The sequence below is a fragment of the Streptomyces morookaense genome, from assembly GCF_013030945.1.
GTDB lineage: Bacteria > Actinomycetota > Actinomycetes > Streptomycetales > Streptomycetaceae > Streptomyces > Streptomyces morookaensis.
Genome location: NZ_JABBXF010000079.1, coordinates 24919 through 50080 on the forward strand (window position 1 = coordinate 24919; position 25162 = coordinate 50080).

Annotated in this window: 29 protein-coding genes, 1 tRNA gene and 1 riboswitch; of the genes, 8 read left to right on the forward strand and 22 right to left on the reverse strand. The window is 71.2% G+C overall.

All coding sequences use genetic code 11. The features are described from left to right. Positions 1 to 88: 88 nt before the first annotated feature. The 5 genes from HG542_RS27590 to HG542_RS27610 form a co-directional block, all read right to left on the reverse strand. Entirely contained in the window at positions 89 to 838 is a 750-nt protein-coding gene (locus HG542_RS27590; RefSeq protein WP_171086082.1) for a YidC/Oxa1 family membrane protein insertase, read from the reverse strand. Positions 839 to 924: 86 nt separating this feature from the next. After that, a complete protein-coding gene (locus HG542_RS27595; RefSeq protein WP_171086084.1) occupies positions 925 to 1227 on the reverse strand; it encodes a DUF6412 domain-containing protein in 303 nt (100 codons plus the stop codon). Between the two features lie 23 nt (positions 1228 to 1250). Then, positions 1251 to 2750 carry a sodium:solute symporter family protein gene (locus HG542_RS27600; RefSeq protein WP_171086086.1) on the reverse strand — a complete coding sequence of 500 codons (1500 nt, stop codon included), beginning with the start codon at positions 2748 to 2750 and terminating at the stop codon, positions 1251 to 1253. Then, entirely contained in the window at positions 2747 to 2944 is a 198-nt protein-coding gene (locus HG542_RS27605; RefSeq protein WP_227723801.1) for a DUF3311 domain-containing protein, read from the reverse strand. Before HG542_RS27605 ends, HG542_RS27600 begins: the two co-directional genes overlap by 4 nt. A 197-nt stretch (positions 2945 to 3141) precedes the next feature. Beyond that, positions 3142 to 4467, reverse strand: coding sequence for a DUF445 domain-containing protein (locus tag HG542_RS27610; RefSeq protein WP_171086089.1), 1326 nt, complete (start codon positions 4465 to 4467; stop codon positions 3142 to 3144). 139 nt (positions 4468 to 4606) lie between these two features. Between HG542_RS27610 and HG542_RS27615 the strand changes: the two genes are divergently transcribed. After that, complete coding sequence (locus HG542_RS27615) at positions 4607 to 5935, forward strand: GDSL-type esterase/lipase family protein (protein WP_171086091.1); 1329 nt, start codon at positions 4607 to 4609, stop codon at positions 5933 to 5935. 165 nt (positions 5936 to 6100) lie between these two features. Here HG542_RS27615 and HG542_RS27620 read toward each other — a convergent pair whose 3' ends face one another. Genes HG542_RS27620 through HG542_RS27635 form a run of 4 tightly spaced genes read right to left on the reverse strand, consistent with a single transcriptional unit; the run spans position 6101 to position 9284 of the window. Beyond that, positions 6101 to 6673 (reverse strand): DUF1707 SHOCT-like domain-containing protein, encoded by a 573-nt coding sequence (locus HG542_RS27620; RefSeq protein WP_171086094.1) that lies wholly within the window; start codon positions 6671 to 6673, stop codon positions 6101 to 6103. Continuing rightward, a complete protein-coding gene (locus HG542_RS27625) occupies positions 6654 to 7646 on the reverse strand; it encodes an ABC transporter ATP-binding protein (protein ID WP_229922840.1) in 993 nt (330 codons plus the stop codon). The genes HG542_RS27620 and HG542_RS27625 overlap by 20 nt, the downstream gene beginning before the upstream one ends. A gap of 20 nt (positions 7647 to 7666) precedes the next feature. Then, on the reverse strand, positions 7667 to 8431 hold the full coding sequence (locus tag HG542_RS27630; protein ID WP_171086151.1) for an ABC transporter permease: 765 nt from the start codon (positions 8429 to 8431) through the stop codon (positions 7667 to 7669). 52 nt (positions 8432 to 8483) lie between these two features. Further along, positions 8484 to 9284 (reverse strand): ABC transporter permease, encoded by an 801-nt coding sequence (locus HG542_RS27635; protein ID WP_171086098.1) that lies wholly within the window; start codon positions 9282 to 9284, stop codon positions 8484 to 8486. 227 nt (positions 9285 to 9511) lie between these two features. Here HG542_RS27635 and HG542_RS27640 point away from each other — a divergent pair, with 227 nt between their 5' ends. Continuing rightward, entirely contained in the window at positions 9512 to 11812 is a 2301-nt protein-coding gene (locus tag HG542_RS27640; protein ID WP_171086100.1) for a transglycosylase domain-containing protein, read from the forward strand. 42 nt (positions 11813 to 11854) lie between these two features. Here HG542_RS27640 and HG542_RS27645 read toward each other — a convergent pair whose 3' ends face one another. The 3 genes from HG542_RS27645 to HG542_RS27655 form a co-directional block, all read right to left on the reverse strand. Further along, the gene (locus HG542_RS27645) at positions 11855 to 12175 is read right to left on the reverse strand and encodes a DMT family transporter (RefSeq protein WP_171086102.1); all 321 of its coding nucleotides are present in this window, start codon (positions 12173 to 12175) and stop codon (positions 11855 to 11857) included. A 34-nt stretch (positions 12176 to 12209) separates the two neighbouring features. Beyond that, positions 12210 to 12271: riboswitch (guanidine-III (ykkC-III) riboswitch) on the reverse strand. A 5-nt stretch (positions 12272 to 12276) separates the two neighbouring features. After that, on the reverse strand, positions 12277 to 12579 hold the full coding sequence (locus HG542_RS27650) for a GroES family chaperonin (protein WP_171086153.1): 303 nt from the start codon (positions 12577 to 12579) through the stop codon (positions 12277 to 12279). A gap of 108 nt (positions 12580 to 12687) precedes the next feature. After that, positions 12688 to 13008 (reverse strand): DUF3618 domain-containing protein, encoded by a 321-nt coding sequence (locus HG542_RS27655; protein WP_171086104.1) that lies wholly within the window; start codon positions 13006 to 13008, stop codon positions 12688 to 12690. Between the two features lie 165 nt (positions 13009 to 13173). Between HG542_RS27655 and bcp the strand changes: the two genes are divergently transcribed. Then, positions 13174 to 13641, forward strand: coding sequence for a thioredoxin-dependent thiol peroxidase (gene bcp / locus HG542_RS27660; protein ID WP_171086106.1), 468 nt, complete (start codon positions 13174 to 13176; stop codon positions 13639 to 13641). Here bcp and HG542_RS27665 read toward each other — a convergent pair. Next, complete coding sequence (locus tag HG542_RS27665) at positions 13622 to 14926, reverse strand: sensor histidine kinase (RefSeq protein WP_171086108.1); 1305 nt, start codon at positions 14924 to 14926, stop codon at positions 13622 to 13624. The genes bcp and HG542_RS27665 overlap by 20 nt on opposite strands. Beyond that, positions 14926 to 15453, reverse strand: a complete 528-nt coding sequence (locus HG542_RS27670) for a hypothetical protein (RefSeq protein WP_171086110.1) — start codon at positions 15451 to 15453, stop codon at positions 14926 to 14928. Before HG542_RS27670 ends, HG542_RS27665 begins: the two co-directional genes overlap by 1 nt. 220 nt (positions 15454 to 15673) lie before the next feature. Here HG542_RS27670 and HG542_RS27675 point away from each other — a divergent pair, with 220 nt between their 5' ends. The 3 genes from HG542_RS27675 to HG542_RS27685 all read left to right on the forward strand — a co-directional run bounded on the left by HG542_RS27675 (position 15674) and on the right by HG542_RS27685 (position 17120). Continuing rightward, positions 15674 to 16351, forward strand: coding sequence for an HNH endonuclease signature motif containing protein (locus HG542_RS27675; protein WP_171086112.1), 678 nt, complete (start codon positions 15674 to 15676; stop codon positions 16349 to 16351). Then, on the forward strand, positions 16348 to 17055 hold the full coding sequence (locus HG542_RS27680) for an HNH endonuclease (RefSeq protein ID WP_171086113.1): 708 nt from the start codon (positions 16348 to 16350) through the stop codon (positions 17053 to 17055). Before HG542_RS27675 ends, HG542_RS27680 begins: the two co-directional genes overlap by 4 nt. After that, positions 17046 to 17120 (forward strand) — tRNA-Leu (locus HG542_RS27685). The genes HG542_RS27680 and HG542_RS27685 overlap by 10 nt, the downstream gene beginning before the upstream one ends. A gap of 45 nt (positions 17121 to 17165) precedes the next feature. On the opposite strand, the gene rdgB is transcribed toward HG542_RS27685, so the two are convergent. From rdgB to HG542_RS27700, 3 genes are all read right to left on the reverse strand, one after another. Next, a complete protein-coding gene (gene rdgB, locus HG542_RS27690) occupies positions 17166 to 17768 on the reverse strand; it encodes an RdgB/HAM1 family non-canonical purine NTP pyrophosphatase (protein WP_171086115.1) in 603 nt (200 codons plus the stop codon). A 20-nt stretch (positions 17769 to 17788) separates the two neighbouring features. Next, positions 17789 to 18520: a ribonuclease PH gene (rph, locus tag HG542_RS27695; protein WP_171086117.1), complete on the reverse strand. Its 732-nt coding sequence runs from the start codon at positions 18518 to 18520 to the stop codon at positions 17789 to 17791. Positions 18521 to 18601: 81 nt separating this feature from the next. Continuing rightward, positions 18602 to 18835, reverse strand: a complete 234-nt coding sequence (locus HG542_RS27700; RefSeq protein ID WP_109498534.1) for a PTS sugar transporter subunit IIB — start codon at positions 18833 to 18835, stop codon at positions 18602 to 18604. Positions 18836 to 19038: 203 nt separating this feature from the next. On the opposite strand from HG542_RS27700, the gene HG542_RS27705 reads away from it, so the two are divergent. Then, a complete protein-coding gene (locus tag HG542_RS27705; protein ID WP_171086119.1) occupies positions 19039 to 20361 on the forward strand; it encodes a PTS transporter subunit EIIC in 1323 nt (440 codons plus the stop codon). Positions 20362 to 20804: 443 nt separating this feature from the next. Beyond that, positions 20805 to 21986 (forward strand): PTS transporter subunit EIIC, encoded by a 1182-nt coding sequence (locus HG542_RS27710; RefSeq protein WP_171086155.1) that lies wholly within the window; start codon positions 20805 to 20807, stop codon positions 21984 to 21986. 56 nt (positions 21987 to 22042) lie between these two features. Here HG542_RS27710 and HG542_RS27715 read toward each other — a convergent pair whose 3' ends face one another. The 5 genes from HG542_RS27715 to HG542_RS27735 form a co-directional block, all read right to left on the reverse strand. Then, positions 22043 to 22807: an MBL fold metallo-hydrolase gene (locus HG542_RS27715; protein WP_171086121.1), complete on the reverse strand. Its 765-nt coding sequence runs from the start codon at positions 22805 to 22807 to the stop codon at positions 22043 to 22045. A 337-nt stretch (positions 22808 to 23144) separates the two neighbouring features. Next, entirely contained in the window at positions 23145 to 23264 is a 120-nt protein-coding gene (locus HG542_RS36085; RefSeq protein WP_171086123.1) for an eL43 family ribosomal protein, read from the reverse strand. A 93-nt stretch (positions 23265 to 23357) separates the two neighbouring features. Next, complete coding sequence (locus tag HG542_RS27725; protein WP_171086125.1) at positions 23358 to 24308, reverse strand: PLP-dependent cysteine synthase family protein; 951 nt, start codon at positions 24306 to 24308, stop codon at positions 23358 to 23360. An 11-nt stretch (positions 24309 to 24319) separates the two neighbouring features. Further along, a complete protein-coding gene (locus tag HG542_RS27730) occupies positions 24320 to 24601 on the reverse strand; it encodes a MoaD/ThiS family protein (RefSeq protein WP_171086126.1) in 282 nt (93 codons plus the stop codon). 111 nt (positions 24602 to 24712) lie between these two features. After that, the gene (locus tag HG542_RS27735) at positions 24713 to 25153 is read right to left on the reverse strand and encodes a M67 family metallopeptidase (RefSeq protein ID WP_171086128.1); all 441 of its coding nucleotides are present in this window, start codon (positions 25151 to 25153) and stop codon (positions 24713 to 24715) included. Positions 25154 to 25162: the final 9 nt, after the last annotated feature.

Sequence of the window (25162 nt, forward strand, 5' to 3'; positions counted from 1 at the left end):
CGGTGGTCTCACTCCCTGTCAGGTCGACGGCCTGATCGTCCAGGAGCGGAGGTTGTCTCCGCAAGCCCCGTTTCGGTCTCGCTCGGCGTCACGTGGCGGGTATTGCGCCGCCCGCGCCCTCGGGGGTGCGCGGCCGGTGGAGGACGGCGCGTTCCACGGCCGTCCATGTCGTGCTGGTCACCACGTACAGCGCGGCGGCGAGCGGGACCACGGCGACGGTGACGAGGGTGCCGAAGGAGAGCAGCGGGGCCACCTTGGCCGCCTTGGCCATCATGGCCGCCGCCGGATCCGTGCCGTCCGCCGCGGGGAGCGGCGCCGCGGCCGCCGCCTTGCGGGCGCGGGTGTACGTCCAGGTGGCGACGGCGGCGACGAGGGCGAACAGGCCGAGGTAGACGAGGCCGTGGGGGCCGGTGACCCCGCCGTGGCCCAGGGCGTCCGCCCAGCGGCCGGTGAGCGGTGCGCCGAGCAGGGCGTGACCCTCGCCGCTCGAACCGGTGGAGAAGAGGTGGTACATCACGAAGAAGACGGGCAGCTGGGCGAGGAGGGGCAGGATGCCGCCCCAGGGGGAGACGCCCGCCTCGGCGTAGAGCTCGCTGGTCGCGCGCATCAGCCGTTCGGGGTCGTTCTTGTGCCGCTTGCGCAGCTTCTGCACCTCGGGGGCGAGCGCGGTCCGGGCCCGTTCGCCGCGTGCCGCGGAGCGGGCGAGCGGGTGCAGGGCGAGCCGTACGCCGAGGGTCAGCAGGATGATCGCGACGCCGGTCGCGGAGGCGCCGAAGAGCGGAACGAGGGCGTCCGCAAGGTGGGAGAGGAAGGCGCCGAGGGTGGCGAAGACATGCATGGGAGAGCCCTCCAACGGGTCTCGTCGTGCCGGGATTTCGGAGAAATCGGCGTGACGAGCCGCTCGGGCCCTGCCGGTTGCAGGGCCTAGGCGGCCGTCGGGAGGGGACGGCCGGGCGCCCTGGGCCGTCGGCGGCCCCGGGCATCGGGATCGCGCTGGGCCAGGAAGGCGGTGCGGAGTTCACGATCGCGCATGGCGGTGCGGATGCGCGTCGGGGTGAGCGGGCCGGTGCTGTGCACGGCCATGGCGCACAGGGCGAAGGCGGCGGCGACCGTGGCCGTCGCCGCCATGGCGACGGCGCTCATGAGGCCGCCGCTGTGGGCGAGCAGGAGCTCGCCGAACAGGAGGAGGAGCAGGCTCACGTGCGTCCGCAGCGTGCTGTTCAGCATGCGGGCCCCCTCCTCTCCTCGGCTCAGACTGCCTCCGATGGTACTGGGTCCCCGGCCAGGACCTCCTCGTCGGGCCGGTCGTCGGCCGGCTTCGGCCCGAGCCACGAAACCGCCAGCGCCACCACGACGTTCACACCCAGCGCGAGCGCCCCCGCGTTCACGCCGTGCACGGGGTCGTTCTCCGTGAACACGAGCGCGCACACGAGTGCGCCGCCCACGGCCAGTCCGCTCAGGGCGCCCCACAGCGTCAGCTTCCGCCACACCAGGCCCAGCAGGATCATGGGGACGAGCTGGGCCATGCCCTCGTACGAGATGAGCGACAGCCGGACGAGCGTGTTCGGCGCGGTGTACGTCATCAGCAGCGCCAGCGTGCCCGACACCACGACCACCACCTGCCCCGCGAGGCGCTGCCGTTGCGGGCGTTCCGCGAGGGCCGGGACGGCGCCCAGCACACTCCTGCCCCACATCGTGCCGATCACGAGCATGAACACCGCCATCGGCACGATCGACGACAGCGCCGCCGCGACGCCGGTCAGCCCGACCGCCCAGGCGGGCAGCGAGTCCACGACGAGCTTGAAGAGCGCCAGGTTCGAACCCGCGCCGGTGAGGCCGGGGATGACGAAGACCGCGGCCATGCCGAGCAGCATCGGCACGAAGAGCAGCACGTTGTAGCAGGGCAGCAGGATCGCGTTGCGCCGCAGGGCGTCCGCGCTGCGGGCGCCCAGGTAACCGGCCACGGTGGTCGGGAAGATGACGACGGTGAGGGAGTTGAGGAAGCTGGTCGTCACGAACCAGGTGCCGTTCAGGCCGCTGCCGCCGTGCCCGGTGAAGGTCAGCCACTGCGGCTTCTCCGCCACCAGGCGGTGCAGGAAGGGGCCGTAGCCGTCGAAGTAGTGCACGGGGACGTAGATCGCCAGGAAGCCGAGGGTGCCGATGACGAGGACGTCCTTGAGCACCGACACCCATGCGCTGCCGCGCAGCCCGCTGACCACGACGAAGGCGGTGGTGACCGCGAAGGCGATGAAATAGGCCCAGTTGAGGCTGATCGCACCGTAGGAGATCGTCGAGACGACGACACCCATGCCGGTGATCTGCAGCTGGATGTAGGGCAGCAGGCACACCGTCGCCAGGATCGCCACCAAGGCGCCGAGCCAGGGGCGGCCGTAGCGGTGGGCGACCATGTCGGTGATGCTGACGAGTCCGTGGCGGCGCGCGTACGACCAGAGGGTCGGGCCGACGAGGTAACCGATCGCGTAGCCGCAGGACATGTACGCGATGACGTAGAGGACGGGGGCGCCGTAGTTGTAGCCCCAGCCCGCGGCGCCGAGGTAGCTGAAGCTGGTGTAGCTCTCGCCGGCCATCAGGACCCAGATGAAGACGGTGCCGAGGCTGCGTCCGCCGACGGACCACTCGGCGATCCCGCCGGCACCGCCGCGCCCGCGCACGGCGAGGAGGCCGAGGGCCACCGTCAGCACCATGAAGACGCCGAAGATCGTCGAGGCCGTGGCCGCGTTCGCGCTCATGCGCGGCCTCGCTTGCGGTCGCCTCGCCAGGCGAGGAAGACGCCGACGGGGGTGAGGAGGGTGGCGACGAGCATCCAGAAGAAGAGGAAGGGGAGGCCGAGGACGGTCGGCCGGACCCGGTCCACCAGTGGCAGTGCGCCGAGGAAGAGGGCATAGGGGGCCAGGAGCCACAGCAGGGCGGGACGTTTCAGCACGGGTCGACCCTAAGGGGGTGCGCCCCGTAAGGGGCGCGGGGAACTGCGCGAGCGACCACGACGCACCCGCGGACGAGGTCCCCGGGGCTGCGCCCCGGACCCCAGGGGTGGTGCGTCGGCCGCGGGCCGGTGGAGGCCCGGTCGCGCCCACGCGGCGGAGCCGCATATCGACACAGCCCCGCGCCCCTTACGGGGCGCTACGCCCCCACCAGTCGCGACGCCGAATAGATCAGCAGGCCCGCCAGGGCCCCCACCACCGTGCCGTTGATCCTGATGAACTGCAGGTCCCGTCCGATGTGGGCCTCGATCTTGCGGGAGGTGTGCTCCGCGTCCCAGCCCGCGATCGTGTCCGTGATCAGCAGCGTGATCTCGTCCCGGTACGTCGTCACGACGTACACGGCCGCGTCCTCCAGCCAGCCGTCCACCTTTGCGCGCAGTCGTGCGTCCTCCGTCATCCGGGCGCCCAGCGAGAGGATCGCGGCCCGTGCGCGGAGGCGCAGTTCGCTGCGTTCGTCCTCGGCCGCGGCGACGATCATGGCGCGTACCGACGACCACGCGGAGGCGATGGTGTCCTGGACCTCGCCCCGGGCCAGCACCTCGGAATTCAGCCGTTCGACGCGGGCCCTGGTGTCCGGATCCGTCCGGAGGTCCCGGGCGAAGTCCGCGAGGAAGCGGTCCACGGCGCCGCGCGCCGGGTGGTCCGGCATGTCGCGCATCTCCGTGACGAAGCGCAGCAGTTCCTTGTAGACGCGCTCGCCGACCTTGCGGTCGACGAAGCGCGGCGTCCAGCCGGGGGCGCCGCCCGTGACCGCTCCCATGACGGAGTCGCTGTGCGCGACGAGCCAGTCGTGGGCGCGTACGCACACCAGGTCGACCACTCTGCGGTGGCCGCCGTCGGTGACGATCTTCTCCAGCATGGTGCCGATGCCCGGTGCGATCTCGGCCGCGTCGGCGCGCCGGGTGATGGCCTCGCCGACGACGGCCTGTACGTCGGAGTCGCGCAGGACGGTGAGGGCGCCGCGCAGTGCCGTGGCCAGTTCGGCGGTCACCCGGTCGGCGTGGGCGGGTTCGGCGAGCCAGGCGCCGAGCCGGGAGCCGATGCCGACGGCGCGCAGCCGGAGGCGGACGACGTCGCCGGAGAGGAAGTTCTCCCCGACGAATTCGCCCAGGCTCAGGCCGAGCTGGTCCTTCTTGGTCGGGATGATCGCCGTGTGCGGGATGGGCAGGCCCATCGGGCGGCGGAACAGGGCGGTGACGGCGAACCAGTCGGCGAGGGCGCCGACCATGCCCGCCTCGGCGGCGGCCGCGACGAAGGCCGGCCAGCCGGTCCAGCCCGCACTCCGGGCCCACGTCGCGAGGGCGTAGACGAGGGCGACGGCCAGCAGCAGGCCGGTGGCGATGGTCTTCATCCGGCGCACACCGCGCCTTTTCTCCTCGTCCACCGCGCTGGGGGTGAAACCGCCGGGCCGGGCGGGCATCACCCCTTCGGCGGCATCCGACTCCTCACCCTGCGTCCGAATCATCCGCACCACCCGTTCCGGCTGTCCTCACGTGCATTGTCCCTACCCCGGGGACTCCGGGAGCGGACGAGGAGTTCCCGGGTGCCGTGGGATCATGGAGCGGCGACCCTCCCCAGGAGACACCGTCCATGAACCACCGCTCATGAACAGACCGTCCCCGGCCGCCCGGCAGCCGCTGGTCCGCGGCGCCCTCCCCGCCGTGCTCACCGCCCTGACGGCCGCCGCGGCCGTCGTGGCGGCGGTCCTCCTCACCGGCACCGGCAGCCCGCGCGCGCAGGCGGGCCCGTCCGCCGTCGCCCGCTCCGCCGCGCCGGCGCTCGTCGGGCACTGGGTCGGCAGCTGGGCGGCCTCGCCCGCGGGTGCGGAGCCGGGCACGGCGGTACGCGGCCTCGCGGGCCGGTCCGTCCGCAACGTGGTGCACACCAGCATCGGCGGCACCAGTGCCCGCATCCAGCTCTCCAACCTCTTCGGCACACGGCCGCTGACCATCGGCCACGCCTCGCTCGCCCTGGCCGCCGCCCCCGGCTCCCCCGCGGCGGCGCCCGGCACACTGCGGCGGCTGGCCTTCGGCGGGCGGCAGCAGGTGACGATCCCGCCCGGGCAGGCGGTGGTCAGCGACCCGGTGCGCCTGGACGTGCCGCGCGCGGCAGACGTGCTGGTCAGCACCTACTCCCCCACGCCGGGCGGGCCCGTGACGTTCCATCCGCACGCCCGGCAGACCAACTACCTCGCGTCCGGCGACCACACGCAGGACGCGGGCGGGGCGGCGTTCGCGGTGCGGACGCCGTACTGGCGTTACGTGACCGCCCTGGACGTGTGGAGCACCAGCGCGCGGGGCGCGGTGGTCGCCCTCGGCGACTCCATCACCGACGGCGTCACCGCCACATTCGGCGCCGACCGCCGCTGGACGGACGACCTCGCCGCACAGCTGCCCGGCTACGGCGTCCTGAACGAGGGGATCAGCGGCAACCGCGTCCTGCTCGGCGGCATGGGCGGCTCGGCCGCGGACAACCCGAGTGCGCTCGACCGGCTGGACCGTGACGTCCTCTCGCGGACGGGCGTGCGCGCGGTCGTCGTCGAGCTCGGCATCAACGACATCCTGCGCTCGCCGCAGCAGCTCGATCCCGCGCGGATCGTCGACGGGCTGCGGGAGTTGGTGCACCGGGCGCATGTGCGCGGGCTGCGGGTGATCGGCTCGACGCTGAGCCCGTTCGGGGGGCACGGGAACGTGGGGGCCGAGCAGGAGCGGGTGCGGCAGGAGGTCAATGCCGCGGTGCGGGCGGGCGGCGTGTTCGACGACGTCGTCGACTTCGACGTCGTGCTGCGGGATCCGGGGAACCCGCAGCGGCTGCTGGCGGCGTACGACTGCGGTGACCATCTGCACCCGAACGATGCGGGGTACCGCGCCATGGCGGGGGCGGTGGACGCGGGGGCCCTCACGGGGTGGCTGTCGCCCCTGACCCGGCCTTAGGCCGAGCCCCCGGGGCGCCCCGTAAGGGGCGCGGGGAACTGCGCGAGCAACCACGACGCGCCCGCAGCCGAGGCACCCGGGGCTGCGCCCCGGACCCCGAGGGCAGCGCGTCGGCTGCAGGCCGGTGGGGGCTTGTCGCGCAGTTCCCCGCGCCCCTTCGGGGCGCTACGACCTCCGCTTGACCCCCACCCCGCCCCACAGGGCGAGGCCCGTCACCCGGACCTTCGGGGCGCCCGGGGCGCCCGGCCCCGTTGCCTTGTCGCCGAAGCCGCCGAAGAGGGCGAAGCCCCGCACCTCCACGTCCAGGTCCGGCGGTACCAGGACGCCCATGCCGCCGAAGAGGGCGAAGCAGCGGATCACCGTCTCGCGGTCCTCGAACTGCGCCTCGCGCAGGTCGATCCTGCCGCCTCCCCACAGGGTGAACGCCGTGAACGTCCGCCCCACCGTCCACGGGCCGCGTCGGGCGAAGCCGCCGAAGACGGCCACGGCACCCCGGGACGTGGCCCGGGCGCCGGCCTCGGCCTTCCTCGGCGACGGCGACGCGGAAGCCGGCGCCTCCGGCAGGTCCCTGACGAGCGGCACCAACTCCGCGTGCGTACGCGCCTTGTAGGCCGCCTCCAGGCGCTCGCCGAACTCCTCCATGTCCAGCCGCCCTTCGGCCACGGCCGTCCGCAGGGCCTCCGCGGCCCGTTCCCGTTCGGCGTCGGAGGCTCGTATCTCAGGAAGTTCGCTCGTCATGGGGCACAGCGTAAGGCTTCGGTTCGGCGTACATCCGGGCGATGACGTCCTCGATGTCCGGCTCCCGGACCGACAGGTCGACCAGCGGGTACCGTTCCGCCACCGCGGCCACCAGCGGCGCCGCGCTCCGCGTGGCCGCGAACGCCAGCCACTGGCGCGGGCCTTCGGTCCGCACGACCCGTACACCGGGGATGCCGGTGACGGGCGGAAGCTCCCGTTCCAGGTCGATCACCAGCGTCCGCTCGCTCTCCCCCACCGCGTGCAGCCCCTCCAGGTCGCCGTCGTGGACCAGGCGGCCATGGTCGATGACCATCACCCGGCGGCACAGCTGCTCGATGTCGGTCAGGTCATGTGTCGTGAGCAGAACGGTCGTTCCCTGCGTGGCATTCACCTCGCGCAGGAACTCGCGCACCTTGGCCTTGCTGATCACGTCCAGGCCGATGGTGGGCTCGTCGAGGTAGAGCACGTCGGGGTCGTGCAGCAGGGCCGCGGCGATGTCGCCGCGCATCCGCTGGCCGAGGGAGAGCTGCCGTACGGGCACCTCCAGCAGCTTCCCGAGGTCCAGCAGCTCGACACAGCGTTCGAGGTTGGCGCGGTAACGGGCGTCGGGAATGCGGTACATGCGGCGTACGAGCCCGTAGGAGTCGCGCAGCGGAAGGTCCCACCACAGCGTGGTGCGCTGCCCGAAGACCACGCCGATGCGGCGCGCCAGCCGTGTCCGGTCGCGGGAGGGGTCGACGCCCGCGACGCGCAGCCGGCCCCCGCTCGGGGTGAGGATGCCGGTCAGCATCTTGATGGTGGTGGACTTGCCGGCACCGTTCGGGCCGATGTAGCCGACCATCTCGCCGCGCGGCACGGAGAAGCTGATGCCGTCCACCGCGCGCACCTGGTGGCGCTCCCGGCGCAGCAGTCCCGCACGTCTCCGGACGTCGAAGACCTTCTCGACCCGGTCGAGTTCGATGAATCCGTCCATCGTCCGCTCCCCTTCTCCCCTCAACTCCCCGTGCTCCGATAGCTCCGCAGTCCCGCCCGCCATGCCAGTCCCGCCAGGGCGCAGCACACCACCGCCACCAGTGGCGAGGCGAAGTCCGCCCACGGAGGCAGGCCCAGCGGGTTCTCCCGGCCCAGCACCCGCAGTGCGGGAACCCAGTTGACGAAGGCGATCGGCACGACGAACGTGACGCCCCGCACCAGGTCGGTGGCGAACAGCGTGGGCGGGTACTGCAGCAGCGTCGTCCCGCCGTAGGTGAAGGCGTTCTGCACCTCGGCCGCGTCGTCGGCCTTGAACTGGAAGGCCGCACCGGCCACGAAGACCGCACCGAAGATCGCCGCCCCGCTCACCAGCATCAGCGGAACGAGCAGCAGCCGCACGGGCGTCCAGTGGATGTCCAGCCGCATCAGCGACCAGCCGAGCAGCAGCACCCCCTGGCTGATCCGCCCCAGCCTGCGCAGCGCGAACCGGTCCGCCGCGACCTGCGCGAGGACCGGCACGGGCCGGACGAGCAGGGTGTCGAGCGTGCCGTCGCGCACCCGGCGGCCGACCTTGTCCATGTTGCCGAGCAGCAGGTCCGCCAGCCCGAACGAGGTGCTCGTCGTGCCGTAGAGGAAGGCCACTTCGGGCAGCGAGAAGCCGCCCAGCGTGCGCACGTGCGAGAACATGATGAGGATCGCGACGAAGTCGAGCGCGGTCGCCGCGAAGTTCCCGGCGGCCATCATCAGGAACGAGGCCCGGTACGCCATCGTCGAGCGCACCCACATGGCGACGATCAGACCGTAGGCCCGCAGCCCCTCCGCGGCACGGGAGAGTGCGTCAGCCACCCTGCACCACCACCTTCCGCGTGGCCACCGCCTGCACCATCCGTCCCAGACCCAGCACCACCACCGCCCACCCCGCCTGGAACACCAACGCCCGTATCAGCCCGGCCCCGTGGTACCGGCCGAGCAGCACATCCGCGGGCACCTGGAGCAGCGCCGACCACGGCAGCAGCCGCGCCACGTCGCCGAACGCGCCCGGGAAGACGGTGAGCGGCAGCAGCATCCCGGACAGGAAGGTGCCCAACAGGCTGCTCAGCAGGGTGAGCCCGGCCCCGTCCAGCAGCCAGAAGGCGGCCAGCCCCACCACGTAGCGCATCCCGAAGCCCACCAGCACGCCGAGCAGCACCGACAGCAGGAACGCCAGCCACGTCAGCGGGTCGGCGGGAAGGGCGAGTTCGAACGCCAGCGCCCCCACCGCCAGCGGCACCACCCCGCGCCCCAGCAACTGGAAGCACGCCCGCCCCAGATCGTTGGCCAGCCACCACAACTGCAGGTCGGCCGGGCGGTACAGGTCGACCGCCACATCGCCCGAGCGGATCCGCTCCTGCAGCTCGTCCTCGAAGCCCCCGCCCATCAACGCCGAGGCGGCCAGCAGCGCCTGGCTGATCCACACGAACGTCAGCGCCTGCGCGCGGTCGTAACCTCCCAGGTGGGGACGGGCGTTCCAGAGGGCGATATAGGTGTACGCGACGATGAATCCGAACACCGTGTTGGTGAACACCCCGGCGGCGGTGGCGACCCGGTAGGTCGCGTACCGGCGGAACCCGCTGAGCGCGACCGCCGCATAAAGCCGCATCCCCGGACCCCCCGCGTCGTTGAACTCATACCGGACGAAACGCAGGAGCCTAGTCGCACGCCCGGCCCCGGGGCCACGCATTTTCACCCCTGGGAGTGGTCGGCCTGAACCGAACGGCCCTTACCGCGCCGCCATCGGTGCGCTATGCCGCTGCGCCGGAATGCAGGATGCGACAGTGTTCGCCGTGGCCGCACAACCCCGGCGGCGGCCGAGGAGTCCCAGGAGACATGAGCGACGAGCACGCACACCGACGTCCCGGCGGTGGGAACGGCGCGCCGCCGCACGGCTGGGCGCCCCGCGGCGCCGCGCCCGGCGCCCCCACCGGCCGCACCCGGCGCACCGGATGGCGCCGCCTGCTGCCCACCTGGCGCCTGATCCTCGGCGGCTTCCTGCTGATCATCCTGCTCATCGCGGGCGCGCTGATCGCGGGTTACATGCTCGTCGACATCCCGCCGGCCAACAAGGCCGCGGTCGCCGAGAGCAACGTCTTCCTCTACTCCGACGGCACCCAGCTCGCCCGCGACGGCGAGGTCAACCGCGAGAGCGTGCCGCTGAGCAAGGTCCCCAAGAACGTGCAGCACGCCGTACTGGCCGCCGAGGACCGGGACTTCTACTCCGAATCGGCCGTCAACCCCGTGGCCATGGTGCGCGCCGCCTGGAACACCGTCACCGGCAAGGGCAAGCAGTCCGGTTCCACGATCACCCAGCAATACGTCAAGAACTATTACCTGGGCCAGGAACAGACCATCAGCCGGAAGGTGAAGGAGTTCTTCATCGCCATCAAGCTGGACCGCGAGGAGTCCAAGAACGACATCCTGGAGGGCTACCTCAACACCAGCTACTTCGGCCGCAACGCCTATGGAATCCAGGCCGCTTCGCAGGCCTACTACAACAAGGATTCGGACAAGCTGAACACGGCGGAGGGCGCCTATCTGGCCACCCTCCTCAACGCGCCCAGCGCCTACGACGTGGGCGCGCACCCGGAGAACAAACCGCGCGCCGCGGCCCGCTGGAACTACGTCCTCGACGGCATGGTGAAGAAGAAGTGGCTCACCCCGGCCGAGCGGACCGGCATGAAGTTCCCGGTGCCCGGCAAGTCCCGCCCGCGGCTGGGGATGTCGGGCCAGCGCGGCTATCTGGTGGAGGCGGTCAAGGACTACCTCACCACCAACAAGATCGTCGACGAGCAGACACTGGCCGCCGGGGGCTACCGCATCACCACCACCATCGACCGCAAGAAACAGGACGCGTTCGTCGGTGCCGTGCGCGAGGAGCTGATGAACCAGCTCGACGAGAACCGCAAGGTCGACACGTACGTACGCGCCGGGGGCGCCTCCATCGACCCCAAGACGGGCCGGGTCGTGGCCCTTTACGGCGGCATCGACTACACGAAGCAGTACGTCAACAACGCCACGCGCCGCGACTACCAGGTGGGCTCCACCTTCAAGCCCTTCGTCTTCACCTCGGCCGTCGACAACGGCTCCACCACGCAGCAGGGCCGTACGATCACCCCGAACACGGTCTACGACGGCACCAACAGACGCCCGGTGCAGGGCCCCAACGGGCCGGTGGGCTACGCCCCTTCCAACGAGGACGACAAGTCGTACGGGCCCATCAGCGTCACCCAGGCCACCGACTGGTCGGTCAACGCGGTGTACGCGCAGATGGCGGAGGACGTCGGGCCGGGCAAGGTGCGCGACACCGCCATTGCGCTCGGCCTCCCGGCCAAGACCCCCGACCTGAACGCCAACCCGTCCATCGCCCTCGGGCCCGCCACCGCCAGCGTCCTGGACATGGCACAGGCGTACGCGACCCTCGCCAACCACGGCAAGCACGGCCCGTACACGCTCGTCGACAAGGTCTCCAAGTCCGCCGAGGACGTGCCGCTGCCGGACCGCGGCGACACCCGGCGGGCCGTCTCGCGCGAGGCCGCCGACACCACGACGGCCATCCTGCAGAGCGTCGTCGAGAGCCCGACCGGCACCGGCAGGGCCGCCCAGGCCGCCGGGCGGCCCGCGGCCGGCAAGACGGGTACGGCGGAGGACGACAAGGCGGCCTGGTTCGCGGGCTACACGCCGGATCTGGCGACCGTGGTCGCCGTCATGGGCCAGGACCCCGACACCGCCGACCAGAAGTCGCTGTACGGGGCGACCGGGCTGCCGCGCATCAACGGCGGCGGCTACCCCGCGCAGATCTGGGCGTCGTACACCGGCACCGCGCTGGAGGGGACGCCGGCGACGGACTTCAGCCTGGCACTGGAGAGCGGGGCGGGGAAGCCGACGCTGGAGCCGAGTCCGTCGTCGGCGGCGCCGTCGACGTCCAGTGCACCGCCGTCCCCCTCGGCGCCGCCCGGCCCGCCGACAGGCCGCCCGTCGATCCCCGGCCCGCCGACGGGCCCGCCCACCGGCCCGCCGCCGTTCACCCCGCCGGGCCCGCCGACCCCGCCGGGCTTCCCGCCCTTCGGCGGCCCGAACGAGGGCAAGGAGAGCCACGGCCGGGACCGTGACCTTCTGGGGTACGAGTACTGAGGTGTGCCCCCGCGCCCCGACCCCGGGGCGCCCCGCAGGGGGTCAGTGCCCGGAGGTCGCCTTGAGCCCGATCACGGCGACCAGCAACAGCACAATGAACCCGCACCGCGCAAGCGAAACCGGCTCGCCCAAAACGGCCATGCCGAGCGCAGCGGCCCCGGCGGCGCCGATGCCGACCCAGACGCCGTAGGCCGTGCCGATGGGGAGGGAGCGGGCCGCCTGGGCCAGCAGCAGCATGCTGGCCGCGATGCCGGCCACCGTGAAGACGCTCGGCCACAGCCGGGTGAAGCCTTCGGTGTACTTCATGCCGATCGACCAGCCGACCTCGAGCAGACCGGCGACGACGAGCAGGACCCATGCCATGACGGCACCTCCGATGGAAAACGGTTTCCGGTGGGGTGCGTCGTCTTGTCCTGACCCGGTACGGCGCGTCTCGTCGGGCTTGCCGCCCAGGATACAGACGGTTACAGGTACAGGCCCGTGGAGTCCTCCGAGCCCTCCAGCCGCTCCGCGGCCACCGCGTGCAGGTCGCGCTCGCGCATCAGGACGTAGGCGATGCCGCGCACCTCGACCTCGGCGCGGTCCTCCGGGTCGTAGAGCACCCGGTCGCCCGGCTCCACCGTGCGCACGCTCTGTCCGACCGCGACGACCTCGGCCCAGGCCAGGCGGCGGCCCACCGCCGCCGTCGCCGGAATGACGATGCCGCCGGTGGACCGGCGCTCGCCCTCGGGGATGTCCGTCCTGACCAGAACGCGGTCGTGGAGCATCCGGATGGGCAGCTTGTCGTGGGTGGTATTCGTACTCACGCGAAGACCGTACCTGTCCTTGCGGGCCGCGAAGGCCTCAGGCCCGGGATCCGTCCCGGAACCCGGGCTTCAGTCCTTGCGCCGCCGCGACGACATCGCGAGCAGGCCCACGACGCCCACGGCCAGCATCGCCGCCGGAACGATCCGCTCCAGCCGGGGCACGCCCTCCTCCGTCACGAACCGCGAACGCACCTCGGAGACCAGGCGGTTCGCCGCCACGTACGCGCGGCCCGCGGTCTGGTCCACCTTCGAGGCGACCTTGGCCCTGGCGTCCCCGATGATCGTGCCCGGGTGCATCCGCACCCCGATCTCGTCGAGCGTCACGGCGAGCTCTTCCCGCCTGCGGACGATGTCCGCCTCGATCTGCGCAGGGGTCCTGGCGTCCGGCACCGGGCTGCCTCCGTCTCCGTCAAGTCGATTCGATGTCGATAAGAGTGATGAATGCTGATGACCAGTCTGTCAGCTTCCCCGGGCCCGTGCCCCGCGGCACCCCCGATCGGGGAGCTGGCTAGTCTCGGGACCGTCAGCCCCCGCACACTCCCAGGAGAGCCAGCCATGAGCGAGCGACTTCAGCCCGGCGACACCGCCCCGGCCTTCACCCTGCCCGACGCGGACGGCCGGGAGGTCTCGCTCGCCGACCACAAGGGCCGCAAGGTCATCGTCTACTTCTACCCCGCCGCCCTCACCCCGGGCTGCACCAAGCAGGCCTGCGACTTCACCGACAACCTGGAGTTCCTGGCCGGTCACGGCTACGACGTCATCGGCGTCTCGCCCGACAAGCCGGAGAAGCTCGCGAAGTTCCGCGAGAAGGAGGACCTGAAGGTCACGCTGGTCGGCGACCCCGAGAAGAAGGTCCTGGAGGCGTACGGCGCGTTCGGCGAGAAGAAGCTGTACGGCAAGACGGTCACCGGGGTCATCCGCTCGACCGTGATCGTCGACGAGGAGGGCAAGGTCGAGCGCGCCCTCTACAACGTCAAGGCCACCGGTCACGTCGCCAAGATCATCAAGGACCTGGGGCTGTAGGGGCCGCAGCCCCCGCACCGCTGTCGGCGCCCCGGAGGACCGGACGGTCCTCCTCCGGCACGTCCTCGGCCTCCGGCAGGTCGAGGACGGCCAGCGCGCCCCCGCCCTCGGCCGCGCCGAACGTCAGCCGGGCGCCCAGCACCGCCGCCTGGCCCACCGCGATCGTCAGCCCCAGGCCATGGCCCGTGCCGCGCTCGGGCGCCGCCGTGCGGAACCGGCGCGGCCCCCGGTCGACCAGGCCCGGCGGGAAGCCGTCGCCGTGGTCGCGCACCGCGATCCGGGTGCCCTGCACCGTCACCTCGATCGGCGGGCGGCCGTGCTTCGCCGCGTTGGCCAGGATGTTGACCAGGATCCGCTCCACCCGCCGGGCGTCGGTCGCCACGATCCGGCCCTCGCCGATCACCTCGACGGCCACATCGGCCACCCCGCGCTGCCCCTGCGCCCGCTTGACGATGCCGCGCACCAGCGACGGCAGCTCCACCGCGTCCAGCTGGGCGCTCTCCGCCCCGGCGTCCAGCCGGGAGACCTCCAGCAGGTCCTCCACCAGCGCCCGCATCGTCTGCGCGCGCTCACGCACCATCTCCACCGCCCGCGGGTGCGGCAGCAGTTCGGCCGAGGCCACCAGGCCGGCCACCGGGGTGCGCAGCTCGTGCGCCACGTCCGCCGTGAACCCGCGCTCGGCCTCCACCCGCGCCGCCAGGGACGTCGCCATGTGGTGCACCGAGCGGCCGAGTTCCGCGACCTCGTCCCGGCCGCCGGTCAGCAGTGCGTCCGCGTCCTGCGACTCGCCCGCGGCGATCCGCCGCGCGGCGGCGGCGCTCAGCCGCAGCCGGCGCGAGAGGCTCTGCGCCACGAACAGCGCGACCACGGCCATCAGCGCCACCGTCACCGCGCCGGCCACGATCAGGGTCTGGTCCAGCGACCGCTGCAGCGGGTCCCGGGCCGGGTACGAGGCCGAGACCGACAGCACCTTGCCGTCGCCGACACCCGTCGCCGCCCACACCCGCGGGTCGCCGCCGCCGCTGATGTACGTCTTCGGCTTGCCGCGGGCCACCGCCTGCGCGAGCCGTGCCGGCACCCGCGAGTCGTCCAACTGCGCGCCGAGCACCAGCGTTCCGTCCCGCTGGTAGACCTGCAGCGCCGAACTCAGCAGCCCGTCCTGGTACTCCCGGGCCTGCTTGTCGCGCTCCAGGCCGGAGATGTGGTGCACGGTGACACCCAGCACCACGACGGCGAGTGCGGTGACGAAGGAGATCGCCAGCGCGATCCGTCCACGGATACCCATCACGCGATCGTGAACACCTTGTGCGCCTCACCGGTCGGGGTGGCGCCCTTGTACGTGACCTCCAGCGCGGTGAACGCCATCATGCCGTCCACCCGCTTGGGCCCGGTCAGCCGCAGCCACGCCGGGAACGACGTCCGCGCGGCCCCGCCCGCCCCGCTCGACACCTGCACCTCGCCGCTGCCGGTCGCCTCGCCCGGGCCGTACTCGTCCCAGGTGATGCCGCTGGCGACCTGGCCGGAGCTCGCACAGTCCAGGGTGATGACCTTCGGCTCCAGCACCGGTGTCCCGCCGCCGCAGTCCCGCACCCCCGGCAGCTCGCCGGCGGCCGACTCGTCGACCTCCACCTGCACCTCCTGCGTGCTGAACGCCCGCTGCGCCGCGGCGGTGCGGGGCGCCTCCCCCATCACACTCCCGCGGTCGGTGGCACCCGCCAGCCACACCCCGCCGGCCCCGAGCACGACCACGCCCAGAACGAGCGCCAGCACGCTGCGCGTACTGGCCCAACGGCGCGCGGCACGGTCGGTCATCGGCTCTCTTCCTCGCGTACGGGCGGGCGTTCGTCCCACGGGCTGTCCCCGTTCCCGCTCTGAGGGACGGAGAAATGGGGTCGTGCGTTCCCTTCGCGCATATCAGGTTCCTGTGAATCGGCGGGGGTGCGGGGGGCTTCGGGGGCGTAACCGATCGGGAGTTCGGTCGTTGGTGTGTGCGAGGCCCTGCGCGCTCGCTGCGGAGGAAGGGAGGGGGAGCATGCCTGTCAGTCCGTACACCAGGGAGCGGCTGGCAGCCGCAGCAGCGTCCTCGCGGACGCTGTCGGAGGCGCTGAGGAGACTCGGGGTCGACCCGAAGAGCTCGTCGCGGAGCTACCTCCGGGAACGTATGAACAAAATGGGGGTCGACACATCGCGCTTCGAACCGGAAGGCACGCGCTGGTCCAGAGAGACCCTCGAAGCCGCCGTGGCTGCCTCGTCCAACATGTGCGACGTCCTGCGGCGCCTCGGCGTCGACGTGGTAGGCGGCCAGCACACCCACATCAGCCGTCGCATCCGCGCGCTCGGCATCGACACATCGCACTTCGACACTGCTGGACCGGCAACGCGTCGGAAGAAGCGCACGTCCACGGAACTCCTTGCCGAACAGGTCTCTCCCGGGAGCCGTCGTGAACAGAACTCTCGACTCAGGCAGGCGATGCTGAAGTCCGGCATCGCCGACCGTTGTTCACTGTGCGGGATGGAGCCCGTCTGGAAGGGGTACCCGTTGCCACTCGAGGTGGATCACATCGACGGCGACTGGCGCAACAACCACATTGCCAATCTCCGGCTCCTCTGCCCCAACTGTCATGCGACCACCGATACATACCGTGGCCGCGCCAAGGCTCGTCGAACCGCGGCCCCCCGGCCGCCGCAGCCTGGGGACAGCTGCCGATGACCAGCAGCAATCGGTACACCAGGGAACGCCTGGCAGAAGCGGCCCAGCGATGTTCCGACATGGACGAGGTCATCGCCTTCCTGGCGGTCCGGCCCTACGACAGGCTCTCCCGATACTTGTACGGGCGTTTCGCCCACTTCGGGATCGACATCTCGCACTTCCGCCACAAGTACCGGAAAAACGGCGCCCGGCCGTCCCCGGACATCCTCCGTGAGGTCGTGAGCGAGTCCCGCTCCATCGCGCAGGCTCTCCGACGGCTCGGCCAGCCGGACAACCAGTGCCGGCGTGCCCTGCTGCGCCAGTGGATCGCACACGACGGCCTTACGACGGCCCACTTCCTGGGACAGGCTCATCGGCGAGGCAAGCCTGGCACGACACCACGGAAGCCTCCCGGAGAAGTGCTGGTGAAGCACTCCGGAAAGCACCGCACGCGCGCCCCCATGCTCCGTCGCGCACTGCGCGAGGTCGGCGTTCCGGACGAGTGCGCAGGCTGCGGGACGGGGCCTTTCTGGCGCGGCAAGCCCATGACGCTGGAAGTCGACCACCTCAACGGAGACTGGAGCGACGACCGGCGCGAGAATCTCCGGCTCCTCTGCCCCAACTGCCACGCCATCACAGTCACCTGGTGCCGAGGCGGTAGGCGGCGGGAGAAGGCGCCTGGCACTCCTACAAGCAGGCCCAGTAGTCTGTGCGCGGGGCCGTAGCCCAATTGGCAGGAGGCACCACTTTTAGGTAGTGGCCAGTGCGAGTTCGAGTCTCGTCGGCCCCACGGCAAGGGCGTGGCACCGGTAGGTGCCGCGCCCTTTTCACGCCGTCAGCCCAGCAGCTCCCGCACCACCGGCACCAGCCCCCGGAACGCCTCGCCGCGGTGGCTGATCGCGTTCTTCTCGGCCGGGGTCAGTTCGGCGCAGGTGCGCGTCTCCCCGAGCGGCTGGAGGATCGGGTCGTAGCCGAAGCCGTTCGAGCCGGACGGGGTGTGGCGGAGGGTGCCGCGGAGGCGGCCCTCGACGACGCGTTCGGTGCCGTCGGGGAGGGCGAGGGCGGCCGCGCAGGCGAAGTGGGCGCCGCGGTGTTCGTCGGCGATGTCGGCGAGCTGGGCCAGCAGGAGGTCGAGGTTGGCCTTGTCGTCGCCGTGGCGGCCGGCCCAGCGGGCGGAGAAGATGCCGGGGGCGCCGTTGAGGACGTCGACACAAAGGCCGGAGTCGTCGGCGACGGCCGGGTGGCCGGTGGCCCGGGCCAGGGCGTGGGCCTTGAGGAGGGCGTTCTCGGCGAAGGTGACGCCGGTCTCCTTGACGTCGGGCACCTCGGGATAGGCGTCGGCGCCGACGAGTTCGACGTCGAGGCCGGCCCCGGCGAGGATCGCGCGGAGCTCGGTGACCTTGTTGGCGTTGCGGGTGGCCAGGATCAGGCGCTGCACGGTTCGGGGTCTCCCGGGTGTCAGAGGGTGCGGGCGAGGGCCTCGCGCTGGGCCTTGTCGAGTTCGGCGCAGCCGGTGACGGCCAGGTCGAGGAGGGCGTTCAGCTCCTCGCGGGCGAAGGGCTCGGCCTCGGCGGTGCCCTGGACCTCGACGAAGCGGCCGTCGCCGGTGCAGACGACGTTCATGTCGGTCTCGGCGCGCACGTCCTCCTCGTAGCAGAGGTCGAGGAGCGGGACGCCGTCGACGATGCCGACGCTGACGGCGGAGACGGTGCCGGTCAGGGGCTGCCGGCCGTGCTTGACGAGCTTCTTCTGCTGGGCCCAGGCGATGGCGTCGGCCAGGGCCACGTAGGCGCCGGTGATGGCGGCGGTGCGGGTGCCGCCGTCGGCCTGGAGGACGTCGCAGTCGAGGACGATGGTGTTCTCGCCGAGGGCCTTGTAGTCGATGACGGCGCGCAGCGAGCGGCCGATGAGGCGGGAGATCTCGTGGGTGCGGCCGCCGATCTTGCCGCGGACGGATTCGCGGTCGCCGCGGGTGTTGGTGGAGCGGGGCAGCATCGCGTACTCGGCGGTGACCCAGCCTTCGCCGCTGCCCTTGCGCCAGCGGGGGACGCCCTCGGTGACGGAGGCGGTGCAGAACACCTTGGTGTCGCCGAAGGAGACGAGGACGGAGCCCTCGGCGTGCTTGCTCCAGCCGCGCTGGATGGTCACGGGGCGGAGCTGGTCGGGGGTGCGGCCGTCGATGCGAGACATGGTGACGAGCCTAACGGCAACACGAAGGGCCCCGTTCCGGCCGGTGCCGGTGCGGGGCCCTGCGTGGAGGAGCTCAGTGGCTCACATCATGTCCTCGATCTCGGCGGCGATGGGGTCCGCGTCGGTGCCGATGACGACCTGGATGGCGGTGCCCATCTTGACGACGCCGTGGGCGCCGGCGGCCTTGAGGGCGGCCTCGTCGACGAGGGAGGCGTCGTTGACCTCGGTGCGGAGGCGGGTGATGCAGCCCTCGACCTCTTCGATGTTGTCGATCCCGCCGAGGCCGGCGACGATCTTCTCAGCCTTGCTGGCCATGTGCACTCCTGGTTGTCTCGGCCGGGCCCGGACGCTCCCGCCGGCCGGCTTTCACACGGTAACCCACGTTCAGCCCAGCTACGCGGGCGTTCGTCCGCCATCTGACGAAAGATGGCCACCACCCAGGGCAGTGCGTTCCGGGAGGCCGTTGCGCACACGCCCGCCGAGTGGTCTACACCAGTATGCCAGCCGGGAGGACGCAGATGACCTCGGAAGCCGCGGCGGCCCCCGGGCCGGCCCGACAGCATCTGCAATCCCTCTTCCAGGGCCTGCAGAAGATGGGCCGCAGCCTGCAACTGCCCATCGCCGTGCTGCCGGCCGCCGGCATCCTCAACCGGCTCGGCCAGCCGGATGTGTTCGGCAAGGACGGTCTGGGCTGGACGGACGTCGCCAAGGTGATGGCGGGCGCGGGCGGCGCGCTGCTGGACTCCTCGCTGGGGCTGCCGCTGCTGTTCGCGGTGGGTGTGGCGATCGGCATGGCGAAGAAGTCGGACGGCTCGACGGCCCTGGCGGCGGTGGCGGGCTTCCTCGTCTACTACGCGGTGCTGCACCAGTTCCCGGAGGGCTGCCCCGGCGGCGGCCGGTTCACGGGGGCGGGCCTGCTGAACGGTGTGTGTGCCGGGACCACGGGGCCGCCCTCCCCGGCCACGTACCAGAATCCGGGCGTCTTCGGCGGCATCGTCATGGGCTATATGACGGCCAAGCTCTGGGAGCGCTACCACCGGGTGCGGCTGGTGGACTGGCTGGGCTTCTTCAACGGGCGCCGGCTGGTGCCGATCATCATGGCGTTCGTGGCGATCGCCTTCGCGGCGCTGTGCCTGTGGATCTGGCCGCCGGTGGGGCGCGGCCTGACGAGCTTCAGCAAGTGGCTGGTGGACCTGAGTTCGCTCGGTTCCGGCATCTTCGGCGTGGCCAACCGGGGCCTGCTGGTGATCGGCCTGCACCAGTTCCTGAACGTCTTCGTGTGGTTCCAGTTCGGCGACTACACCAGGCCGGACGGCACGGTGGTGCACGGCGACATCAACCGCTTCCTGGCGGGCGACCCGACGGCCGGGCAGTTCACCTCGGGCTTCTTCCCGATCATGATGTTCGCGCTGCCGGCGGCGGCCCTGGCGATCACGCACTGCGCCCGGCCGGCGCACCGCAAGGCGGTGGGCGGCATGATGCTCTCGGTGGGCCTGACCTCGCTCGTCACGGGCATCACCGAGCCCATCGAGTACTCCTTCCTCTTCATCGCCCCGCTGCTGTACGTGGCGCACGCGCTGCTCACCGGTGTCTCGATGGCGGTCACCTGGGACCTGGGCGTCCACGACGGTTTCAGTTTCTCGGCGGGCCTGATCGACTACGTGATCAACTGGAGCCTGGCGACCCGGCCTTGGCTGATCATTCCGATCGGTCTGTGCTTCGCGGTCGTCTACTACGTGCTCTTCCGGTTCGCGATCACGAAGTTCGACATCCCGACGCCGGGGCGGGAGCCGGAGGAGGAGGGCGCGGAGGGTTTCGAGGACGCGGCGGTGAAGCCGTAAGTTCAACGGCCCGTAAGGATCTTGTAACCCTGCGCCGCCCGGGGGCAACTAGGTTCGGGGGGCGCTGTGCATGTGGTCCAGGCCACCTGGAACCATGGATTCCTTTATGCCCGCTTCACGTGCTACAACAGGTCTAAACCACTGAGTGGTGTAGACCATAAGCGGGCCGTCCCCTTCCCCCGAGCGCCCGCCTCACTTGGAGGAATCCGATGAGCAGGCCCAGGTCGAAGGCGACCAGGAAGCCCTCCGGGCAGCAGAAGAAGCGGCCGGTGCCGGCCCAGAAGAAGAACGGCGGCGCCGCGGCGCCGGCGCAGAAGGCCGAGACTGCGAAGGCGTCGGCGAGCACCGCGACCGCGGTCGTCGAGAAGCCTGCCGAGAAGCCCGCCAAGGCGGAGAAGAAGGCGACTCCCGCGAAGAAGCTGGGCAGTGGACTTCTGCAGGGCATGCAGAAGATCGGCCGCAGCCTGCAGCTGCCGGTCGCCGTGCTGCCCGCTGCGGCGATCCTGCTGCGTCTCGGCCAGGACGACGTCTTCGGCAAGGACGGTCTGCAGTGGGGCAAGGTCGCCACGGTCTTCGCGACCGCAGGTGACGCGGTCTTCGCCAACCTGCCATTGCTGTTCTGTATCGGCGTTGCCATCGGTTACGCGAAGAAGGCGGACGGCTCGACGGCCCTTGCCGCCCTGGTCGGCTTTCTCGTCTACAAGAACGTGCTGACGGCGTTCCCGGCCGACGGCACGATCACTGCGGCCCTTCCCAAGGGCAAGCCACAGGACCCGGGTGTCCTCGGTGGCATCCTGGTCGGTCTGGTGAGCGCCATCGTCTGGCAGCGCTTCCACCGAACCAAGCTCGTCGACTGGCTCGGCTTCTTCAACGGCCGCCGTCTGGTGCCCATCCTGATGGCCTTCATCGGCGTGCTCTTCGGTGTCTTCTTCGGCCTCGCCTGGCAGCCCATCGGTGACGCCCTCACTTCCTTCAGCGACTGGCTCGTGGGGCTGGGTTCCGCAGGCGCCGGCATCTACGGCGTGTTCAACCGCGGTCTGATCCCGGTGGGCATGCACCAGTTCCTGAACACCTTCTTCCAGCAGCAGGTCGGCAGCTTCACGGACTCCGCGGGCCAGGTCTGGCACGGCGAGATTCCGCGCTTCTTCCACGGTGACCCGTCGGCGGGCCAGTTCATGTCGGGCTTCTTCCCCGTCATGATGTTCGGCCTCCCTGCCGCCGCCATCGCCATCGCGCACTCCGCCCGCCCCGAGCGCCGTAAGGCCGTCCTGGGCATGATGATCTCGCTCGCGCTGACCTCGTTCGTCACCGGTGTGACCGAGCCGATCGAGTTCACCTTCCTCTTCATCGCCCCGCTGCTGTATGCGGTGCACGCGGTCCTCACCGGTATCTCCATGGCGGTCACCTGGAGCCTGGGTGTCCACGACGGCTTCGGCTTCTCCGCCGGACTCATCGACTACCTGCTCAACTGGAGCAAGGCCACCAACCCGGTGCTGATCATTCCGATCGGCCTCGCGTTCGCCGCGGTCTACTACGTCGTCTTCCGCTTCGCGATCACGAAGTTCAACCTCCCTACCCCGGGCCGTGAGCCCGAGGAGGAGATCGAGGACGTCACGAAGGCCTGAGCCTGTCGGCGACTCGGAAAGGCCCCGGAACCGCTGTCGGTTCCGGGGCCTTTCCCTTACGGGGCGCCCTGCACCTCGTACACCGCCCCCGCCTGCGCCAGTTCCGCCGGACCGTCGTAGACGGATCTCGCGTCGCGCAGGTTCGTCAACGGGTCGGTCCACGGCGGGATGTGGGTGAGGACGAGGCGGCCGACGCCCGCGCGGGCCGCGCATTCGCCGGCCTCCAGGCCGGTGAGGTGGAGGTCGGGGATGTCCTCCTTGCCGTGCGTGAACGAGGCCTCGCACAGCAGCAGTCCGGCGCCGGCGGAGAGTTCGTCCAGGGCCGCGCAGGGGCCGGTGTCGCCGGAGTAGACCAGGGACGCCCCGTTGTGCTCGACGCGGAAGGCGTAGGCCTCGACGGGGTGGCGGACCCGGGCCGTACGGACCGTCAGGGGGCCGAGGGTGAAGGTGCCGGGGCGCAGGGTGCGGAAGTCGAAGACCTCGCTCATACAGGCCTCGTCGGGCACGTCGCCGTAGGCCGTGACCAGCCGTTGTTCGGTGCCCTGCGGGCCGTGGACGGGGATCGGGCGGGCGCGGCCGCCGTCGTGGCGGTAGTAGCGGGCGACGAAGTAGCCGCACATGTCGATGCAGTGGTCGGGGTGGAGGTGCGAGAGAAGCACGGCGTCGAGGTCGTAGAGACCGATGTGGCGCTGGAGCTCGCCGAGGGCGCCGTTGCCCATGTCGAGCAGCAGCCGGTAGCCGTCGGCCTCGACGAGGTAGCTCGAACAGGCCGATTCCGTGGACGGGAACGACCCCGAGCATCCGACGACGGTGAGCTTCATACGGGCCTGAACCTCCGTGGGCCGGTGACGGGGGGCCATGCGGTGCGTCGAGCGTAAGGCGGGAGCGGTGCGGTGGCTCCACGGCGGCGGGGTGGTGTGGCTGGAATCACCAGGACGGCCGTCCGGCACGGCGCCCGGTGCACCGAAGGCCCCGCCGCGCTGCAGAAGGGCGCGGGCGGGGCCACGGGGCGGAGAAGGCTGCGGCTACAGGGGCTTGTGCTGTTCGGCGCGGTCCAGCGTGTCCATGAAGCGCTGGAAGCGCTCGGCCGACTCCTTGCTGCCGGCCGTCACCGTGAACACCTCGGGCGACATGAAGGCCGCGAGCCGTTCACGCGTTTCAGGGGCGAGCGCATCCCACGCTGCCCGGTCCAGCCGTGACTGCGCCGCAGTTTCCGCACTGCCAGTTTCCATTGTTGAGTTGCCTCGTGTCCGAAGATCCACATGCGGGACAGGTCATGTGCGTCTCCTACGTGATGATGTCAGCCGCCTGCCAACATCGGTAGTAGCAGCTCACCCGTGCACAGTTCTGTTTTTTACCGACCGGATCGGACTAGGCCCACAGCTGGCCGTGCAGGGCGGCCACCGCCTCCTCGGTCGTCGCAGCCGTGTAGACGCCGGTGGAGAGGTACTTCCAGCCGCCGTCGGCCACGACGAAGACGATGTCCGCCCGTTCCCCTGCGCGGACGGCCTTGCGGGCGACGCCGAGGGCCGCGTGCAGCACGGCGCCGGTCGAAACGCCCGCGAAGATGCCTTCCTCGGCGAGGAGTTCGCGGGTGCGGCGCACCGCGTCCTCGGAGCCGACGGAGAAGCGCGTGGTGAGAACGGAGGCGTCGTAGAGCTCGGGGACGAAGCCCTCGTCGAGGTTGCGGAGCCCGTAGACCAGGTCGTCGTAGCGCGGTTCGGCGGCGACGATCTGCACGCCGGGGACGTGCTCGCGCAGATAGCGGCCGACGCCCATGAGGGTGCCGGTGGTGCCGAGCCCGGCCACGAAGTGGGTGATCTCCGGGAGGTCGGCGAGGATTTCGGGACCCGTCGTGGCGTAGTGGGCGCCGGCGTTGTCGGGGTTGCCGTACTGGTAGAGCATCACCCAGTCCGGGTGCTGCGCGGCGAGCTCCTTGGCCACGCGCACGGCCGTGTTGGAGCCCCCGGCGGCGGGCGAGGGGATGATCTCGGCGCCCCACATGGCGAGCAGCTGGCGCCGCTCCTCGCTGGTGTTCTCCGGCATCACGCACACCATGCGGTAGCCCTTGAGCCTGGCGGCCATGGCGAGGGAGATGCCGGTGTTGCCGGAGGTGGGTTCGAGGATGGTGCAGCCGGGGGTGAGCCGGCCGGCCTTCTCGGCCTGCTCGATCATGTGCAGCGCGGGGCGGTCCTTGACGGAGCCGGTGGGGTTGCGGTCCTCCAGCTTCGCCCAGATCCGCACGGACGCCGAGGGGGACAGCCGGGGCAGCCCGACGAGCGGGGTGTTGCCGACGGCCGCCAGGGGGCTCTCGTAGCGCATGGGGGCGCCGCTCAGACCATTCCGCCGGCGACCGCCGGGAGGATGGTGACGCTGTCGCCGTCGCCGAGCGCGGTGGCGAGGCCGTCCAGGAAGCGGACGTCCTCGTCGTTGAGGTAGACGTTCACGAAGCGGCGCAGTGCACCCGACTCGTCGACCAGGCGCTCGCGGATGCCCGCATGCCGGCTGTCGAGGTCCTTGAACAGCTCGTCGAGCGTGGCACCGCCGCCCTCGACGGCCTTGGCGCCGTCGGTGTACGTGCGGAGGATGGTCGGAATACGGACCTCGATGGCCATGGCGGTGCTCCTGTCGGAGTGCTGGAGTGCTGGGGTGGGGCACGTGGGGCGATCGTATCGACACCGTGTGCGTCCGCCGGAAGCATGTACCGGCATCCGGACACAACGGTCTTACTGCGTGGTCACATTCCCGTATGCGGCGACGATCTCGACCTCTTCCTCGGTGACTTCGCCGTCCACGATGCGGAACGAGCGGAACTGGAAGGGGCCGGAGCCGTCGGTGTCCGCGGTGGAGACCAGGACGTAGTGCGCGCCCGGCTCGTTGGCGTAGGAGATGTCGGTGCGGGACGGGTAGGCCTCGGTGGCCGTGTGGGAGTGGTAGATGATCACCGGCTCCTCGTCGCGGTCGTCCATCTCCCGGTAGAGCTTGAGGAGATCGCCCGAGTCGAACTCGTAGAAGGTGGGCGAGCGGGCCGCGTTGAGCATCGGGACGAACCGCTCGGGCCGGCCGCTGCCGGCGGGGCCGGCGACCACGCCGCATGCCTCGTCCGGGTGATCGGCACGGGCGTGGGCGACGATCCGGTCGTGGAGGTCCTGGGTGAGGGTCAGCATGGCGCCAAG